General features: G+C 46.8%; 20 protein-coding genes. 3 read left to right on the top strand and 17 right to left on the bottom strand.

What is annotated here, in order from left to right; all coding sequences use genetic code 11:
- Window positions 1-167: 167 nt before the first annotated feature.
- The 9 genes from QUA78_RS25160 to QUA78_RS25120 form a co-directional block, all read right to left on the bottom strand.
- On the bottom strand, window positions 168-1,172 hold the full coding sequence (locus QUA78_RS25160) for a CHAD domain-containing protein (RefSeq protein WP_333302498.1): 1,005 nt from the start codon (window positions 1,170-1,172) through the stop codon (window positions 168-170).
- A 532-nt stretch (window positions 1,173-1,704) separates the two neighbouring features.
- Entirely contained in the window at window positions 1,705-2,043 is a 339-nt protein-coding gene (gene petJ / locus QUA78_RS25155; RefSeq protein ID WP_333302500.1) for a cytochrome c6 PetJ, read from the bottom strand.
- 125 nt (window positions 2,044-2,168) lie between these two features.
- Window positions 2,169-2,669, bottom strand: coding sequence for a photosystem II cytochrome PsbV2 (psbV2, locus tag QUA78_RS25150; RefSeq protein WP_333302502.1), 501 nt, complete (start codon window positions 2,667-2,669; stop codon window positions 2,169-2,171).
- 249 nt (window positions 2,670-2,918) lie between these two features.
- On the bottom strand, window positions 2,919-3,407 hold the full coding sequence (gene psbV / locus QUA78_RS25145) for a photosystem II cytochrome c-550 (RefSeq protein ID WP_172185108.1): 489 nt from the start codon (window positions 3,405-3,407) through the stop codon (window positions 2,919-2,921).
- A 145-nt stretch (window positions 3,408-3,552) separates the two neighbouring features.
- The gene (locus tag QUA78_RS25140) at window positions 3,553-3,744 is read right to left on the bottom strand and encodes a hypothetical protein (protein WP_006633443.1); all 192 of its coding nucleotides are present in this window, start codon (window positions 3,742-3,744) and stop codon (window positions 3,553-3,555) included.
- A 381-nt stretch (window positions 3,745-4,125) separates the two neighbouring features.
- Window positions 4,126-5,076: an acetyl-CoA carboxylase, carboxyltransferase subunit beta gene (gene accD / locus QUA78_RS25135; protein WP_333302504.1), complete on the bottom strand. Its 951-nt coding sequence runs from the start codon at window positions 5,074-5,076 to the stop codon at window positions 4,126-4,128.
- 101 nt (window positions 5,077-5,177) lie between these two features.
- Complete coding sequence (locus QUA78_RS25130) at window positions 5,178-5,399, bottom strand: hypothetical protein (protein ID WP_333068401.1); 222 nt, start codon at window positions 5,397-5,399, stop codon at window positions 5,178-5,180.
- A gap of 59 nt (window positions 5,400-5,458) precedes the next feature.
- A complete protein-coding gene (locus QUA78_RS25125; protein WP_333302506.1) occupies window positions 5,459-6,289 on the bottom strand; it encodes a prepilin peptidase in 831 nt (276 codons plus the stop codon).
- A gap of 431 nt (window positions 6,290-6,720) precedes the next feature.
- Window positions 6,721-6,981 carry a hypothetical protein gene (locus QUA78_RS25120; protein WP_333302507.1) on the bottom strand — a complete coding sequence of 87 codons (261 nt, stop codon included), beginning with the start codon at window positions 6,979-6,981 and terminating at the stop codon, window positions 6,721-6,723.
- A gap of 87 nt (window positions 6,982-7,068) precedes the next feature.
- Between QUA78_RS25120 and QUA78_RS25115 the strand changes: the two genes are divergently transcribed.
- Window positions 7,069-8,646 carry an adenylate/guanylate cyclase domain-containing protein gene (locus tag QUA78_RS25115; RefSeq protein ID WP_333302509.1) on the top strand — a complete coding sequence of 526 codons (1,578 nt, stop codon included), beginning with the start codon at window positions 7,069-7,071 and terminating at the stop codon, window positions 8,644-8,646.
- Between the two features lie 140 nt (window positions 8,647-8,786).
- Here QUA78_RS25115 and QUA78_RS25110 read toward each other — a convergent pair whose 3' ends face one another.
- The 5 genes from QUA78_RS25110 to QUA78_RS25090 form a co-directional block, all read right to left on the bottom strand.
- On the bottom strand, window positions 8,787-9,296 hold the full coding sequence (locus QUA78_RS25110; RefSeq protein WP_333302510.1) for an N-acetyltransferase: 510 nt from the start codon (window positions 9,294-9,296) through the stop codon (window positions 8,787-8,789).
- Between the two features lie 274 nt (window positions 9,297-9,570).
- The gene (locus QUA78_RS25105; RefSeq protein ID WP_333302512.1) at window positions 9,571-10,674 is read right to left on the bottom strand and encodes a formylglycine-generating enzyme family protein; all 1,104 of its coding nucleotides are present in this window, start codon (window positions 10,672-10,674) and stop codon (window positions 9,571-9,573) included.
- A 59-nt stretch (window positions 10,675-10,733) separates the two neighbouring features.
- Window positions 10,734-11,798, bottom strand: coding sequence for a tetratricopeptide repeat protein (locus tag QUA78_RS25100; RefSeq protein WP_333302513.1), 1,065 nt, complete (start codon window positions 11,796-11,798; stop codon window positions 10,734-10,736).
- 81 nt (window positions 11,799-11,879) lie between these two features.
- The gene (locus QUA78_RS25095) at window positions 11,880-12,143 is read right to left on the bottom strand and encodes a hypothetical protein (protein ID WP_333302515.1); all 264 of its coding nucleotides are present in this window, start codon (window positions 12,141-12,143) and stop codon (window positions 11,880-11,882) included.
- 163 nt (window positions 12,144-12,306) lie between these two features.
- Window positions 12,307-12,600 (bottom strand): hypothetical protein, encoded by a 294-nt coding sequence (locus QUA78_RS25090; protein ID WP_333302517.1) that lies wholly within the window; start codon window positions 12,598-12,600, stop codon window positions 12,307-12,309.
- Between the two features lie 261 nt (window positions 12,601-12,861).
- Between QUA78_RS25090 and QUA78_RS25085 the strand changes: the two genes are divergently transcribed.
- A complete protein-coding gene (locus QUA78_RS25085) occupies window positions 12,862-13,794 on the top strand; it encodes a LysR family transcriptional regulator (protein ID WP_333302518.1) in 933 nt (310 codons plus the stop codon).
- A gap of 156 nt (window positions 13,795-13,950) precedes the next feature.
- On the opposite strand, the gene QUA78_RS25080 is transcribed toward QUA78_RS25085, so the two are convergent.
- The 3 genes from QUA78_RS25080 to ispD all read right to left on the bottom strand — a co-directional run bounded on the left by QUA78_RS25080 (window position 13,951) and on the right by ispD (window position 15,816).
- Window positions 13,951-14,283, bottom strand: coding sequence for a hypothetical protein (locus QUA78_RS25080; RefSeq protein ID WP_333399086.1), 333 nt, complete (start codon window positions 14,281-14,283; stop codon window positions 13,951-13,953).
- The gene (locus QUA78_RS25075) at window positions 14,280-14,945 is read right to left on the bottom strand and encodes a Uma2 family endonuclease (protein ID WP_333302522.1); all 666 of its coding nucleotides are present in this window, start codon (window positions 14,943-14,945) and stop codon (window positions 14,280-14,282) included. The genes QUA78_RS25080 and QUA78_RS25075 overlap by 4 nt, the downstream gene beginning before the upstream one ends.
- Before the next feature lie 178 nt (window positions 14,946-15,123).
- A complete protein-coding gene (gene ispD, locus QUA78_RS25070; RefSeq protein WP_333302525.1) occupies window positions 15,124-15,816 on the bottom strand; it encodes a 2-C-methyl-D-erythritol 4-phosphate cytidylyltransferase in 693 nt (230 codons plus the stop codon).
- A gap of 170 nt (window positions 15,817-15,986) precedes the next feature.
- Here ispD and QUA78_RS25065 point away from each other — a divergent pair, with 170 nt between their 5' ends.
- A complete protein-coding gene (locus QUA78_RS25065; protein WP_333302549.1) occupies window positions 15,987-16,949 on the top strand; it encodes a glycosyltransferase family 9 protein in 963 nt (320 codons plus the stop codon).
- Window positions 16,950-17,107: the final 158 nt, after the last annotated feature.

The raw sequence follows: 17,107 nt of genomic DNA, 5'->3' as shown, positions 1-17,107 counted from the left end.
GTTATTGCTTCTTTGACGGGATGGGAATTTATTTTAGAGGCTATATCTGTAGCAGAACTTTAGGAATTTGGTATTACGTTTAATTAGAACGAGCTACTTCTCTGTTGCTTGCAGTTGCGCCCAAACCGCGCCCAAGCGTAACCGCAAACCCACTAAAATTCCGACTGCTAATCGACCTTAACAGCATCTTCAACCACAGGATGAATTAATACCGATCGCAAACCTTTCCGAATTTCCGAATTTAAATACCTGCGCTGCAAAACCTGCCATTTTTGCCAAGCTGCGTAGCGATTTTTTGCCAAAATATCAGCCAATTTCGGCAACTCTTTTGTCAGATCGCGCTCAACAACATCTGTCAAAAACTCCCCTAAAACTTCACAGTCTTGAATATCGCCCAAACATTCCTGAACAGCTTTCACATCTTCGACATAAGCTTCATAAGTCGGGCCGTAAAAATCGCCAAACAGATTCATCAAATAGCGAACCCGCTTCGCTTGCTTCCGCAAATCGTGCAGAATAGTTCCCTCCGCTGCTAACTTCTCTTCAACCGCCTCAGCATTCAAATCATCAGCAACTTTAACTTTGCCATCCTCATATTCCGTGCCCAACAGCCAAGCCGGATGCAGGAAAAACTCACTGACTTGAGGTAACAGTAAATCCGGCAAAACCTCAGCAATTGGCAAATGTTCGATCGCCCGATACTGCGGTTTTTCCAGCCAATCCTCGATCGACTGCTTCAGCGACTGGTAAGTTTTGCGATCCAAAACAGCCCTCACCCCTTTCAAAGCCCGGTGCCGCTGTTTGAGCAAATTCAACAAAGCCTTATCCAAAACTTCCTGTTCGTCAGCCGGCAAATTCGGGTAATAGCGGTTTTGGAGACTTTCGAGCATCACATCCAAATCCCTGAGCGTTCCCAGAATCCGCCCCACCTTACCAATTTTGCGTTCCGAAGCCTGTTTTGGCAAGTCTAAAACCGGAGCAAAACCCGTTACAGCCGATCGCAAACGTCTCAATCCCACGCGCATTTGATGAAGTTCTTCGGCATCTTTGTCTTTGAGAACTTCAGCCTCGTGCTCTACAGTTTTGCGGAAATATTTCTCAATCGCCTGAGATGCCGCGTCTCCGAGAGTTTTAACTTGAGTTTTAACTTTTACTGATGTTTTTATATTCATGGCAGGTGTAGAGTCCACTTTGCTGAGCGACTTTAATCTCGATTTCAAAGCTTTGCTAATAAGGGGTTATATTTTAGCACACACTTTAATTTATGAACCGCAGCAATTATAAATTTTAATTAATTCTCGATCGCACTTGCGACCTCAGAAACCCCGTTTCTTCCTATATTTCTCTAATTAAAACCCAGGATTTTTCGTAGAAATCGAGTTTCTAGCCCCCATGCGTAAGCCTTGTTAATGTAAGGTGCTGGAAAATTTATCCAAAGTCAGCATTTAGCAATCTCAAATTTCAAATCTAAAATCTTCAATCTTCAATCTTCAATCTTCAATCTAAAATCTAAAATCTAAAATCGAATTACCCTCCCTCGCCCTTGGGCTAATAAAAATCCGATTTTTTGCGATCTTTCCCAAACAGGTTAAGATCGCTGCAAACCGACATTTATTCGCCAAAGAGAGAGAGAGGGTGCGATCGGGAGGACAAGTTTTAAATTAAATCAAGCCCACCCAGCTTGTCGGACTTCAAAGAAGCAGTTTAGCCTTTCCAGTCTTTCGCAGATTGTTCGAGCACGTAGGTTGCTACATCCTCGATTTGTTCGGGCTTCAACTTGGCGCCGAAAGCAGGCATAGCATTTTTGCCCTTAGTTACCTGAGTCGTAATAGCCTCGATAGAATTCATGCCGTACTTCTCAAGAGCTTCCTTTTTCAAGGTTTTCATGGCCATAACCACATTGCCGCCACCGATGTGACAAGCAGAACAGTTGGCGCTAAAGAGTTTAGCTCCTTTAGCAGCATCTCCTGCCAAAGCAGGGCGGCCAAAGCCGACGGTAAAAATTGCGAACGCTAACAGGGCGATCGATAAGAGTCTTTTCAACGCAGTTCTCCTCTAATGGACACGCAAAGGGTGATTCTTTAGATATTTTACCTGTTAAAACAGGCGCGATCGCGCAGTCGCATCGCGTTCTCCCGAGTAATTTACCACTTTTTTGCAGCGGTAGTTCAACTCTCAAAATTCTCCACGCCCCAGGCCGGAGCTTTCTGAGCGGCCCGGATCACAAAAGCCGCCAAATTTTCGATTTCTGCCTGCGGCATCCAGCTTTCCGGGACTTGGCGGCACCAAAAAGTCTCCTCAGTACCGTCATAAGTCATCGGTTCTCTCAGATACGCCACCAAACTATTGATGTTGTTGCGGGGAGGGGTTGCCCCCTTCAGGTCAGCCAAAGACAGAGATATCGTGGGATCGGGCAAATTAGCTCCTCCGACGTGACAATTCATGCAACTTTGCTCGAACAACACTTTGCCCGCAGACAAATCCTGAGCCGAAAACAACCGAGTATGCCCCTGTGAGTCCAACTCCAAAGGCACAGGTTCGCTGGCTTCTAAATACCTATTCACGTAAGAATCGGCAGCAGCCAAAACAGGTTGAGGAGCCAACAGCACGAGCGGCAAAATAATTAACATCCCCAACAGAAAGCAGACAAAAACACCACGATGCAGCATAAGGGCGTAGAACCGTCAATAATTCACTAACATTTGCTCACAAAATCGAATTTTTTTGTTTCACTCTGGCTTTCGTCGCCCTCAACCAGTCCACAAGCTTAAGTCGGCGGGTTCGACTGGCGAGAATCAATGAGCAGGGGGTAAATTTTAGATTTCAGATTTTAGATAGAAAAAAAGCCAGCCAGCAATCCTTGCCAAACCCCAGCCCCATCCCAAATCCAAAATCCAAAATCTAAAATCTAAAATCGATTAGCGAGCGCCTTTGCCACCAGCCCACTGCTTGGCAACAATTTTCGGCTGCAACAGAATGTGACCGGCAATCGCGTACAAATCGTCATCCGAGAGATTTCTCATCTCAGCGAAAATATCCGCGCTCTTCATACTCGGATGCACTTCCGAAATTTCCTCAAACCCGTCATAAGTGGTGGGATTTTTCATAAAGTCCACCAGCGACTCAATATTATTCCGGGGCGGGTTGGCCAAAGCCAGAGTTTCCGGGCTCAAATTCAGGTTGGGGTCAGTTTTTGTCATGCCTGCAGCGTGACATTGAGCGCAAGCCGAATTGAACAGGCGTTTGCCTTGCTGAACTTGTTTGAGGCTCAGCACTACCGGAGCACCCTTGTCATTCAAAGTCACAGTGCGAAGTTCAGGACTCAGTTCGACAGCCATCGCACTGCTGACAAATAACTGAAATGTCAAGAATACAGCGGTCAGAGCAATTAAGTATCTTTTAAGCATGGTTCTCCTTAAAAAAATCCGGCAAATTATTGAACGCTAAGAGAGCATAGCTGGCAAACAGATTTCTGTTCAAAATTCCCTCTTTCTGCAACAACTGGCGAAAGTTAGTGCAGCCATACCTTTAAAGGTAGAGGAATTTTGCGATCTAATCTGCAAGAAGTTTTGAGTCGCGCCTTTTTTCGAGAGTAGACATAATTGCCTTAACATCCTCCAAAGCCAAACGGGTTTGAGGGTGCTTGTAGGCAATTTCCAACTCGTCACACAAGCGGATCACGTCTTCAACAGGGACGTTGAAGTCCTCTGCTATTTCTGCGATGGACAGGTCTGCAAAACCCATAATTTTTAGGTCGCTGACAGGTCAAAATTGAGTTGACGGCTATTAACTGAAAGCCGGACAATTTCAGAAAGCGCTGTTAGCTTGTTCTGTTAGTTTGTTCTGAGATCTTGTTCGATCGCAAGCTAACTAAGCGCTAACTGCGACTAGGCATTTTTGCCCAGCCCAACTTCAGGGCCAATCAACTTCCGATCAATATCATCCCACTGCTGCGTCGTTATTACCAATAGGACTTGCGCGCGCGCGGCTCAAAACCTAGTGTCTGCGTGAATGTCTCGCTACCAAACTCAATATTTTTGCGAGAAACCGGGTTTTGAGCAATTCCTCAGAAATTTTTCGTCTCTCCCCCGGACTCACCAACAGACAATCATCCGGCGTTGCTGCTTAGGGAGAAAGCTTGAAAGCGTGAGTCTGCGGGGGCACAGCGTGGCCGTCGCTGCCATCGAGGGCGGACAATTCCGAGCCTGCCAAGAACGGCTGGGGTTGGTGGAGGCTGATGAGCTGACCGAGAGTTTTCTTTAATTGAGTCCGGGGTACGATCAAGTCTACAAAACCGTGGGCGAAAGAGTATTCGGAAGTTTGATAATTTTCCGGCAGCTTTTCCCGCAGAGTTTGCTCGATTACCCGGCCGCCCGTAAAGGCTACAGTAGCTTTTGGCTCTGCAATTATAATGTCTCCCAGCATGGCAAAACTGGCGGTGACGCCGCCGGTCGTCGGGTGGGTCAAAATCGGGATGTAAAGCAGTCTCGCTTCCCGGTGGCGTTCCAGAGCCCCGGAAATTTTAGCCATTTGCATCAAGCTGAGCATTCCTTCTTGCATTCTCGCACCGCCAGAAGCGCAGACAATGAGCACGGACAAGCGTTCCCGCGTGGCGTGTTCGATGAGGCGAGTCAGTTTTTCTCCGACTACTGATCCCATGCTGCCGCCGATGAACTGAAATTCCATGACTCCGAGGGCGACAGGCAAATTTTCGAGTTTGCCGATGCCTGTTTCTACGGCGTCTAGGTGGCCTGTTTTTTCTTGAAATTCTCGCAGTCGATCGCTATATTTTTTTCGATCGCGAAATTTTAGGGGATCTGTGGCGTGCAGTCCTTCGTTAATGGGCATCCAGGTATTGGGATCGATCAACTGCTCGATGCGATCGTCACTGTAAACTCTGATATGATGCCCGCATTCCAAGCAAACCATTTGATTTGCTCGCAGGTCTTTGGTATAACTCAGGGCATCGCAAGCTTCGCATTTATTCCAAAGTCCGTCCGCAATTTCTCGTTCCGGCCGTTCTTGGGAGTTCGGTACTGATTTTCGTCGATTTGCAAACCAATCAAATAGAGACATTAAAACTTGGTAATTGGTAATTGGTAATTGAGAATTGGTAATTAGTAATTGTTAGTTGTCAATTGCTAGTTGTTTAGTGACTAATGACTAATGACTAATGACTAATCACCAGATTCTGGCTCATCTTCAACTGGACTGATGAGGAGCGATGCTGTTCGCTGGTGTTCTGGAAGAACTTGCAGGGCTGTAGCACTTCCAGCACCCAAATAAGATGCTATGCCCAAGTCTACAATCCGGGCCGGGATTTGATGAGCAGCCAGGAGCTGCTGCATTAATTCCGCTTCCCAGCGAAAGCTAGTAGTTGTAAGTGTAATCCAAGACACGGAACAATTTTACCAATTTTTGAGACAATATTATGTTCGATCGCTAGACTACCGGCAGATCAGAAACTAAAATTCGGGAAAAACAACTGCAAGTAAGTAGATAAGATTGCTTCGCCCCACAGAGCAGTAATTGCTGCACCGAGAGCCAGAAACGGGCCGAAAGGCATGGGTTGACGCCGATCGAGGAACCCCAGAGCGATCGCCCCGCCACCAGCAAAAGCCCCGGCTACACAGGCGATGAATCCCGCTAGCAGCAAGTATTTCCAGCCCAGCCAAGCTCCCATCAACGCGGCCAATTTGGTATCTCCGGCCCCCATCGCATTCTGCCCCAGGCCGATCGTCCCGGCGAGTCCGATCGCGTCAAACAGCCACAACCCCACAACTGCTCCCGCGATGCCATCCAGTACCAGATAGTGTACCGAGTCGATCGGACTAAATGTCGGCCACCAACCTTTCGCCATTTGGAAAACCAATCCGGCAACCAAACCCGATCGAGTTAAAGAATTAGGCAAAGTCATTGTATCGCAATCAATCAAAGACAAAGCCAACAGCCAGCTAAACAAAGCCCAAAAACCCAGAGTTTGCACACCCGCCCCAAACCGCCAGAAGATTAACAAAAATAGCAAACCCGTAGCTGCTTCCACCAGTGGATAGCGGGCAGAAATGCGACTGCGACAGTGATTGCAGCGTCCCCGCAGCCACAGCCAACCGAAAACGGGTATATTTTCGTAACTTCTGAGTTGATTTAGACATTTGGGACAGCGAGAAGGAGGGTGTATCACCGACAAACCCGCAGGCAACCGATAGACTACCACATTTAGAAAGCTGCCAATAGCCGATCCGAAAACAAAGACGATCGCCATGACAAGGGAATTAAAGATTATTTCCATTAAGTTGTATGTTGACTGTTGACTGTTGTCTGTTGACTGTTGTCTGTTGACCGAAAGCATCCAGGATACAAGCCCCCGGATTCATCCGTCCAGAAATAAAAAACCTGTATCCGATAAAGGAGCCCCCGAATTTCTCCGTGGGGTCAATCTTCAATCTTTAATCTAAAATCTAAAATCTAAAATCGATTGACTGTGGTTATTTATTAATTGTTAGATTGTGTTCGGCCAATTACCCATAAGGTTTGTAGTAGGGACTTTAGTCAAAAGTCAAATTCTGAGGACTAAAGTTCTCACTAAAAACCTATTTTTTGACACTCGTTCGAGCAAACATAAATATTAGTTGTCAATGCCCAATTCCCAATGCCCAATTCCCAATTCCCAATTCCCAATGCCCAATGCCCAATGCCCAATGCCCAATGCCCAATGCCCAATTAATACATTTGAGATTCAATTTCGTCAAAAGTAACAAAACGTTCACCGGGCAACAAAACGGGCTGCGAAGCAAAAATTAGCTGGCCTCGATCGCTTCCTTGAGTGACAACTACACCGGCCGGACGCTGCATCTGCTCGGAATGCACTTTCAGATACATACCATAGGCCGATCGAGCAGCTCGGATCAAATCGGGAGCTAGCAAGCTGTGACTTTTGGAAGTTTGTATCGGGGGTTCTGGGTTTGGCTGGTATGGGGTCACTGGAAACTTATCATAATGGTATAAGTCGAGCTATTGGTGTTGCCTCTCGATTGATAGAACTTACCCTATTTTTTAAGCATAGACTAGGTGGAAATTATTAATAGATTAACCTACAATCCTCCATTGGCTGCGATCGAACTGCGGCTGCGATCGCTCCTTTCCGCCCAACTGTACGCTGCTGCGTGGGTAGATCCGTCCCCCGCAACGCTAATGGCGGTTTTCGATCACCTGCGCACTCTCCGCTACATCCTCCACGACTACGTACCCAGACCCGTGTCCGAATCTCCGCCCAACCCGGGCGAGGTGCGCTACCAGTGGCAAACAGGCACCTTGTTGTTCACGGATTTGGCCGGGTTTACGTCGCTGTTGGAAGCGAATGCGACCGAGGGGCGCAAGGGAGCTGAAACGCTGCTGGGCGTGATTAACGACTATTTTGCCTCGATGATTGAAATTGTCAGCAAATCGGGCGGGGATTTGCTGGAGTTTACCGGAGATGCGATGCTGGTGCAGTTTCTGGCAGGGGTTCATCAAGAGGATACAGCGAGGGCGGTGCGGGCGGGTTTGCGGATGCAGCGGGCGATGGCTGAATTTGCCAATATTGAAACGGCGCGGGGTGTTTTGTCTTTGAGGATGCGGGTGGGCATCCACTGCGGCCGCTATATTAGTGCTGACATCGGTACCCCGCAGCGGATGGCTCACGTACTGCTGGGACATTCAGTCCAGCAAGCCAAGCAAACTGAGGGTTCTGGGAGTGTGGGGCGGGTGTGTGTGACTGAAACTGCTAGAGAGTCTTTGGGAGAGCAATTTCGCTTTGAACCCGGGAAACCGGGTTATTTTTTGGTGGCGGACGATTTCACGGACGATCGACTCGGAGAGTATGATATCACTTTGACTGGGCGGCGGATGCCGAGTTCGGTATTGCTCGATCGCAGCGTTTCGGGCTTGGTAAAAGAAATCGGGGAATCTGTGAAGCGGCTTGAACCCCTTGCTAGTTATATTCCCAAAGCGATTCTGAGACTGCTGGTAGAAAATGCAGACAGGCGGAAAATTCCGCCGGATTTTCCCGAACCGACGGTGATGTTTGTCAACTTGATTGGTTTACCGGAGTCTGTGGACAAAGCTTCGCTGGAGGAAGAAGTCAATCTGGTAGTGGGTTTTTCTCGGGTGTTTGCGTCGATTGATGCTGTAGTGTCAGCTAAAGGGGGCGTGTTGCAAAAAGTAACGGCGCACTTAGACGGTTCGGATATGCTGATTTATTTTGGCGTGCCCGACGCTCACACGGATGACGCCAGCCGCGCGGCTAGTGCGGCGATTGCAATCCGAGATATGATTGCAGCTTTGCCTCCGGTAATTATCGGGGGTCAAGAAATAAAAGTAAGCTGTCAAATTGGGCTATCCCTGGGGCCGGTGTTTGCTGCTGAGGTTGGGGAACCGCGAGGGCGCAGGGAGTTTAATATCCTCGGCGATACGGTGAATACGGCGGCTCGGTTGATGAGCAAGGCGGAGGAAAACCAAATTTTGATTGCTGAAAGGGTGTGTGAGTCGATCGAGCTAAATTTTATTTGCGAGGCTTTGGGAGCTGTTTCTCTGAAGGGGAAATCTGCTCAGACTCCGGTTTTTGCTTTGCACGGTGCAAAGGTCGAGAGGGGAAAAGGGGGCGTTTAAATAACTTTGCTGGGCAATAGTTGTGCAGGTTTTAGGCTTCACAAAGGCAAGTACAGCACAACCGCTTTCCATTCTGACTGCTCAATCTTATTTTTCTAATGTTGGTTGTACGATACATCATAAGAAAAACCGCAGCCTCGTCACTCGCATAGACTAAACTCCGATCGATACTTCACCGTTCCACTGCAATCCTGCAAAGCACCACTTTCTAACTCCAAAACCATAAAAGCTTCATCGGGCACATCATATTCACATTTCAAGCTCTTGCTACTAGCAGGAACGAACCCAAAACGCGAATAAAAATCTGGATCGCCCAGCACAACCACGGCCTGAAATCCCGATCGCCTGCACTCTTCTAAACCGTGCTGGATCAGCAGCGATGCTATACCTTGGCGCTGATATTCGGGAAGAACTGCGACTGGTGCCAACCCCAGAATCGACAAATTGCTGGAACATTTTCCTGCGACAACAACCGGACTGAAGAAAATGTGTCCGACAATGCGATCGGATTGCACGGTCACGAATGAAAATGTAGCTGCTATTCCCCGCAATCGATCGACTAGGTTAGCCTCATTTTCTCGCCCGAATGCCGCAATATTAATGTCGCGAATTCCCTCTATATCTTCTGGCTTTTCAGTACGAATATTCATAGCTTAGATGGGCAGGTAATATAACTTATTCAACAACACTCATATCCTCAACCTTTTGCTTCATCGATTTATGAAACTGCTCCCTCCTTAATGCAATATAGCGGTTTTATGAATGAAGTGAGGTGCGTTACCTGTAGGGTGCGTCGCTGTCAGATATTCAATGAAACTTGCAGATTGTAGAAGGCGACGCACCTTACCATAGCGGTTTTCAGGAAAGTGAGGTACGATCGCCCGGGCCAGGAGTACCTCCAGAAACCGGAGAAAAGCTATATTACTATAGGGAACACGCAACTCGAAACCCAGTGCCATGATATCTATAATTATCTCCAATCCAACTGCGACAGGCTGAACGGCAATCATCCTCGAAGTAATCAAATGAGCCACCTCTTATTACAATCAATCGCGCCTCTCCTTCATCTTCACTTAACCATGCGCTGCCATCGGTTGGTGCGCCTTCATAGTCATCATGCCACGCATCCTGACACAACTCGTAGACATTACCGTGCATATCATACAGTCCAAAAGCATTCGGAAAAAAACTACCCACAGGCTTTGTCTGTAAATACTGTATACCCTCTGGACTATAAGCAACAACGCATCCTTCTGGTGGCATTGGAAGATTTTGATCTTGGTCATCATCAGTTTCATTCGTATCCCAATAATTGACAATCTTGGTATTAATATCTTTACCGAAGGTGAAGGGTGTATTAGTGCCTGCACGACAGGCATATTCCCACTCAGCTTCACTGGGTAATCGGTAACTTCTTCCTGTTATCAGAGATAGTCTTCTGCAAAACTCACTCGCATCCAACCAAGAAACATTTTCCACTGGAAGATTTGCACCTTGATGGGCAGATAAATTATGTTGCATTACATATTCCCATTGAGATTGACTTATCTCAAATTTGCCAATATGAAATGCCGGAACGTTCACCAAATGTTGCGGATTCTCATAATAATAAATACTCTCATCATTGGAGGCACCCATCAAGAAAGAACCGCTGGGGATATAGACCATCTCCAGCGTAGCTTCATTGCCTAATTCTTCGATAAAATACCTGGCTTGTTTGCGTTCATTTCTAATTTCGTCATCCTCTAGTGTTATCGTGTCAAACTCAAACACGCTGTATTGAAATTCTCGTTTAATTGGTGTTATTGAGGATTTCAGCATGGGAGGGTAAATAAAATTTTGCATGGGTTTAATTACATTTTCCATGCGCTCGACAGCAGCTTGAATAAGTGGTTCAATAGGATTGCCAAGACTACCATCTTTAATACTAAATTGAATGAGCGATTCGATACGGTCGGCGAGTTGCTGACCTTCCAAACCTGATTGGATAAGTAATTCTATTTCCTCGGTAAAATTGGTATTTTCCACAGGTTAGCCCTACTTAAATATCTGGTTTAACTTCTTTCAATCCGATCGACTAACTCTCCTTATTGCGGCACAAGCTGACCGGAAGACAACCGCTTAATACCCTCCATCGCTGTAGTTTCTCCGGCTTTGTCACCGCCCTCGCGAGCAATTTTCAAAGCTCGCTCGTAGGATTCGAGAGCTTTGCCATATTGAGCGAGACTTTCATAAATCGCGCCCATATTGTTGAGCAAGCGTCCGATACTTGTCTTGTCGCCGATTGCTTCTAACATTGGTATCGCTTGCTGAAAATAGATCAGCGCTTGAGTATCTTTGCCGAGTTTGCGAGAGGTAAGTGCCATGTTGTTGAGGAGGCGGCCGACGCCAGCCCTATCTCCGATTTCCCGGCGAATTGCTAAAGCTTGGTGGTAAAATTCCATCGCTCTATTAAAGTCGCCGATGTTGTAGTAGACGCCGCCCATGTTATTGAGGGTACGGCCTAAATCGCGGCGATCGCCGGAGGTCGTGCGAATCGTGCGGGCTTGTTGGTAAAATTCGATCGCCTTGGCGTAATCTGCCTGTTCTGCGTACACTGCCGCGATGTTGTGGAGGGATTCTCCAATTCCAATTTGGTCGTTGGCAGTTTTGGCAAGTTCCAAAGCTTCTTGGTGCAGTTTCAGCGCTTCGGAAAAATTGTCCGCAACCCGGTTGACGAAACCTATGAGATTTAGAGTGCGCGCGATACGAAGCCCTTCGCCAATTTGTCGGTGAATGACTAAAGCTTGCCGCAAAACTTCCAAAGCTTTGGGCTGCGAACCCATTTCGGCATAAACTTCCCCCATATTATTGAGGGTTTCTCCGGTTCCCGGTTTGTCGCCTAGTTGCTTGCGAATTGCCAAAACTTGCTCAAAAGTCTGAATTGCTTCTCGAAACAAACCCTCGCGGTGCTGTTTTACTCCTGTTTCAAAGAGTTTGTCTGCTTGCGTTTTAGGGTCTGTTGCTTGGGCGCGATCGCTCGCTTGGGCGCGCCTCGCATTTATAATTGGGGCATAAGCCCGAGCGTCTGACATTGCCAGCAGGCTGAGTGCGGGGGATAAAACAATACTTATAGCTGCGAGATAGCTGAAGTCGTAAGAGCGGCAGTGCACCGATCGAGTCCTCCAATAGCCAAGTGATAACTATTAAGATAGAGCTTTTTGGGGTGTTCCTGCCGAATTTTTTCTCAATCCCTAGGTTCTGACTGGGTTTTTGTCTTGCCAGACTGCTAGAATCAGCGGCATATTGTTGAGAGCGGATATGACAGCAAAGTTTTTGCTAGGTGGAAGCGATGCTTTTTCCTGGCTTTGCAAGATGATGTCCTGTTGGTCAAGCGTGATCCAAGCAGTTCCTGACAAAACTTGAATTTCTTGATGAGTTTGAGGCAATCTGTATACCTCGTTTTCCATCAAAATAATGCGATCGGGCGCTGCTAACTCGGAAATTCTTTGAAGCATAGTATCTCCTTTGAAATTAAATCATCAAAAATCAAAAATTCACAATTATTGCCTCATCACTGAAATCTTTGTATTTGCCAAATTTTGTAGCGGCGGATTCACCAATTTCTTTGATGACGGCAAACAACCTAAATAAACCCGGTTCCATACAACCGACAATCGACTATTGGCAGTAACGCCGATCGAGCCAAGCGCGCATTTCATCCTCAGTTGCCACACAAGTAGAGCGACCTGTAGCTCGATCGCAACCGTGCCACCAAGTGTTACCATCATTATCTGAGGTTTGCCAAATTCTTAGCTCGTCTGGGCCAGCAGTGGCGACTATGAAAAACTGCCAAATTTGATTCATAACCCAAAAGAATGATTGCCCTTTCTGTTTTTCGGAGGGTTTAGCTCGATCGGCAATCGAAAAAGCTTTCATCTTTGGGGTATCGATCTGATTTTTGCAAGTAGACATAGCCAACACCTTTTAGTTATAAATACTCCACAAATTGCACCAACAAAATTACAAATAATAGCTGAAAGATGCCATGTTTTCATCGCAAATACAGCACAATATTGTTGTCGTGCAAGTTTGGTTGAAGTCTATCTGTTGCCTGATAAATTAACTTTAACTCTGCGGCCATTGACAATCAAAGCATTGCTTGCATAGGTTGTATGAATAAAATCGATAGATCGAAGCCCTTGTGACAATTTGGGTACTACTGGCACAAACGCTATGAACGAAATCAATACGCGGCGGATGAAACTCTCTCAAATTCAGGCTTTGATAGCAGTAGCAGACTGTGAAAACTTTAGCGAGGCGGCTTTGCAATTGGAACTGTCCCAATCCGCCGTCAGCCACGCCATCGCCTCTTTAGAAACAGAATTGGGAGTGCAACTGTTTCATCGGGGGCGACACGGTGCTCAACTGACGCCGGTGGGGGAAAGGGTGCTGCTTCACGGGCGTCAAATAGCCTGCGCCTTAGAAATGATGGTCAAAGAAGCGGATTTAGAAAAAGGTTTGCAGGGAGGCCAGGTACGGATAGTTACTTTTCGGAGTGTAGCAACTCATATCCTACCGGGTATTATTGCTAAATTTCGCAGTTGCTTTCCCAAAATTGCGGTCAGCATTGCCGAAGTTTATTATACTCAAGCTGTGGAAGAAGCTTTGCGATCGGGCAAAGCAGACATCGGCTTTGTCTCTCTTCCCATCTCCGATGAATTTGAAACTAGAGAAATTTTGCGGGATAAATATGTTGTATTGCTGCCGCCGAATGGACAATGTAAAAGTGCTAAGATTACCTGGGAAGAATTAGCGAACTATCCCCTGATTTTGCAGCCCGCAGAAAATCCTTGTTCGATACCGCTTCGCAAATATTTGACAACTTCGGGGTTTCCCTTAAATATCGGTTACGAGCTCAGCGAAGATTCAACTATTGTCAGTATGGTGATGCAAGGTTTGGGTACAGCAATTCTGCCCCGTTTGGCCGCAGAACCGATACCTGCTTCGGTGAAAGTTTGCAGTTTGCCGGCGGATTTTGAGAGGGTAATTGGGGTGGCTGTTTTGAGGGATGCGCTGTTAGTTCCGGCCGTGTTTGCGTTTTTGGATGTAGTGACAAGTGCGGCAGAGGTTGATAGTGAGGGCGAGTTTGCGATTAATCCTTCATGAGAAACCTAAGTCAGTTGTTATTGGTTATTGGTTAGATTTGGATTTTGTCACCGCAGATATCAGCAGATGAACGCGGATGGGATTGTACCTGCGTTTATCTGCTGATATCTGCGATTTAAAAAAAATCGCATAACCAATAGTGCGATCGCTGATTGCCTATTTCATGCGTTTTGCAACAAGACTAGAACTGTCGCCTTGGTGCAATTTGATTCGACCATCTACCGAGTTTTTATCCTTTAATTTGAGCCAACCGCTACCAGATGCAGGATCGTTCTCATCATTACCGTCCCATGTAAACTCAAATCGCTGATCCTTTCCATCTTTCACGACTTCGCCGTCAATTTCACCTGATACTAAACCGAATTGAAATTCTCCTGAACCTGTTTCATCAATCTCGATATAGGCTTCAACTTCCATGTCCAAATAATCACTATCCCACATTGCCATCTCTGCGATCCGCCATTTACCGCTATATTCCATTGCTTTCATCCTCCACTTGTGTTATTAATATTTGTCATCTCTCTCACCCAGTTGCGGAAAGTCACCTCCGCTTCTACTTCATCTACCTGCGCTGTTGCCAAGAATTCGTAGAGCTTTTCCTTGGGTACGATCGGAAAAGTGGGGCTGACAGATACTTCCAAATACTCATCGTTCTCTAGCTTATAAATTCGCCATTCTCTACCATTGTACCGCCAAAACTCCGGTACTCCCATACTGGCATAGAGAGCTGGCTTATCAATATCGGTATGGGTGATATCTACTTCTACGACTAAATCGGGTGGCGGATCTGTTGCTAAATCTACTGTACGACCGGCGACGAGGGGCTGATTTTGGATATAATAGGCATTATCTGGTTCTGCGCCGCGATTTAAGTCCGATCGATCCAGGGTTGTCGAACCCATTGTTTTAATCTTCAAACCTAGTTCTTTCACTAAAATCCGAATCAAAAACTCGATTAAGCGTGCCGAAAATTCGTGTTCTTCTAAAGGGCTGGTAATTTCTAATATCCCTCGATCGAATATCAATTTAGTGGCTCGTTTATCGCCAAAAATCTGTAGCAGTTGTTGATAACCCTGCCAAGTAATATTTCTCAACACTACTCGCTTTTCGCCTATGAGTAACGGTGGTGCGATCGGCGCAACAGAAATCATATTTTTTACTTCCAGCTATGAGATTTCTAAGATAACATAAGGAACAGGCAAGATGCCTGTTCCACAAATAACCAATTATTGATTGTGGAAGGAACAGGCAAGATGCCTGTTCCACAAATAACCAATTATTGATTGTGGAACGGGCATCTTGCCCGTTCTTAAAAATAGTCAACAAATTCTATTTACTCCGATCAGTTCTCTGCCGCAAAATAAATTCAGCTAGTGCTAAATCAACGGGCGTTGTGACTTTCAAATTCGTCTCTTCTCCCTCCACAATTTGCACTGGTAAACCGCATTTTTCAAACAAAGCCGCATCGTCGGTAACTTCCCAACCTTTTTGTCGCCCTTGTTCGTGACACTGCTTTAACAATTGCACTTCAAATCCTTGGGGAGTCTGGGCTGCCCACAAATTGCGTCTGTCTGGGGTGTCTCGCACGATCCGACGCTCATCTACGACCTTAATCGTATCCTTGACCGGGACGGCGACAATCAAGCCCGGACAGCTCAAGAGGGCCTCGGCAGATCGATCGAACAATTCAGGAGTTGCCAAACACCTCGCGCCGTCGTGAATCAAGACTCGATCGGCATTTGGTGGCAAAGCCTGCAAACCGTTGTAAACTGACTCTTGGCGGGTGGCGCCTCCTTGAATCAGTTCCACGGGCTTAACCAAAGATAAATCGCTCAGAATTGCCTTAAAATCAGGAAAATCGTCTGGCTGGCCCATGATGCCAATCCAGCTAATGTGCTGCGAAGCTTCAGCAGCAGCCAAAGTCCAACTCAGCAAAGGTTTTCCCAGCAAAGTCAGCAGCAGTTTGTTCCGCTGACTCCCCATCCGTCGCCCCGAACCCGCCGCAGGAATTAATAAGTGCATTAACTAACCGTTCTTAACCCAACTAGGTATATATTAAGAGCGTCCTGTACTTTTGGGTCAGTTGTTTAGCTGTCAGCCAGTAGCTTTTAAAGTCTAGAAATACTATAAGCTGATAGCTGAAGACCGATCGCTGAGAGCTACCTCGATAGATAATAGCCCGATCGTTTATGATGCGAATACTAGCACTTGTCCCTGGCGGGATTGGCGACCAAATTTTATTTTTCCCCACCCTTGATGACCTCAAGCAGTCTTATCCAGAGGCGCAAATTGATGTCATCGTGGAACCGAGGGCAAAGGGCGCTTACCGAGTCTGCAAGTCCGTCAAAGAAGTTTTGACGTACAATTTCAAAGACCGCAACGCTATGGCAGATTGGGGCAATTTACTGGGCGTAATTCGCGATCGCGAATACGAAGCAGTTATTTCCCTAGGCCAGCGGTGGACTGTAGGGCTGCTGCTGTGGCTGACCGGCATTCCGCAGAGAGTTGGCTATTCGGGAACCAACGGTGCTCGATTTCTCACCGCTGCAGTACCGCTGAAAACTGAACAGTACGCGGCTTCAATGTACCACGATTTGCTGCAAGGATTAAACATTACAAATCCTTGTCCGGCGATCGCAATTAATGTACCTAAACAGGACATTCAGTGGGCGGAAGCCGAACAGCAGCGGTTGGGCGTAAAAGAAAGCGGTTACATTCTAATTCACGGCGGTTCCAGTCAATTAGCTGTGTCTAAAGGTATTGACAAAATTTACCCTACAGACAAATGGAAGCAAATAATTGAAGATTGTCAGCAGCGGCAGCCGAATTTGCCTGTTGTTGTTGTGAAAGGCCCCGAAGATGCAGACTTCGTGACAAAGTTAGTCGAGTTATGTCCGAATGTAAAAGTTATCTCGCCGGATGATGTCGGCAAGTTGGCTGCCACTATTGCTGCTGCTAATTTGATGATATGTACTGACAGTGCGCCGATGCACTTAGCTGTGGCGGTTCAAACTTATACAATAGCTTTGTTCGGCCCGACTGAACCGGCGAAATTGCTGCCCAAGAGCGATCGATTTTTGGGGATTAAATCTCCTACTGGCAAAATGGCAGACATCTCTCCTCAAGATGTTTTGAAGAAGGTTTGGGGCGGCTAAAAACTAGGATATCTAAGTCAGGACACGGCACTGCCGTGTCCCTACCATTAATCAGGCGATGGTTGCATATCTCATCAAGGGCGATGGCGTTCCGCCCCGCAAGCTACGATCATTTTGGGGTAGGGAAACGGCATTGCCGTGTCCTCCGTCGCCTAGGA

The organism is Microcoleus sp. K4-B3 (genome assembly GCF_036704615.1).
Classification (GTDB): Bacteria; Cyanobacteriota; Cyanobacteriia; order Cyanobacteriales; family Microcoleaceae; genus Microcoleus.
This window is presented reverse-complemented; position numbering and strand designations above follow the sequence as displayed.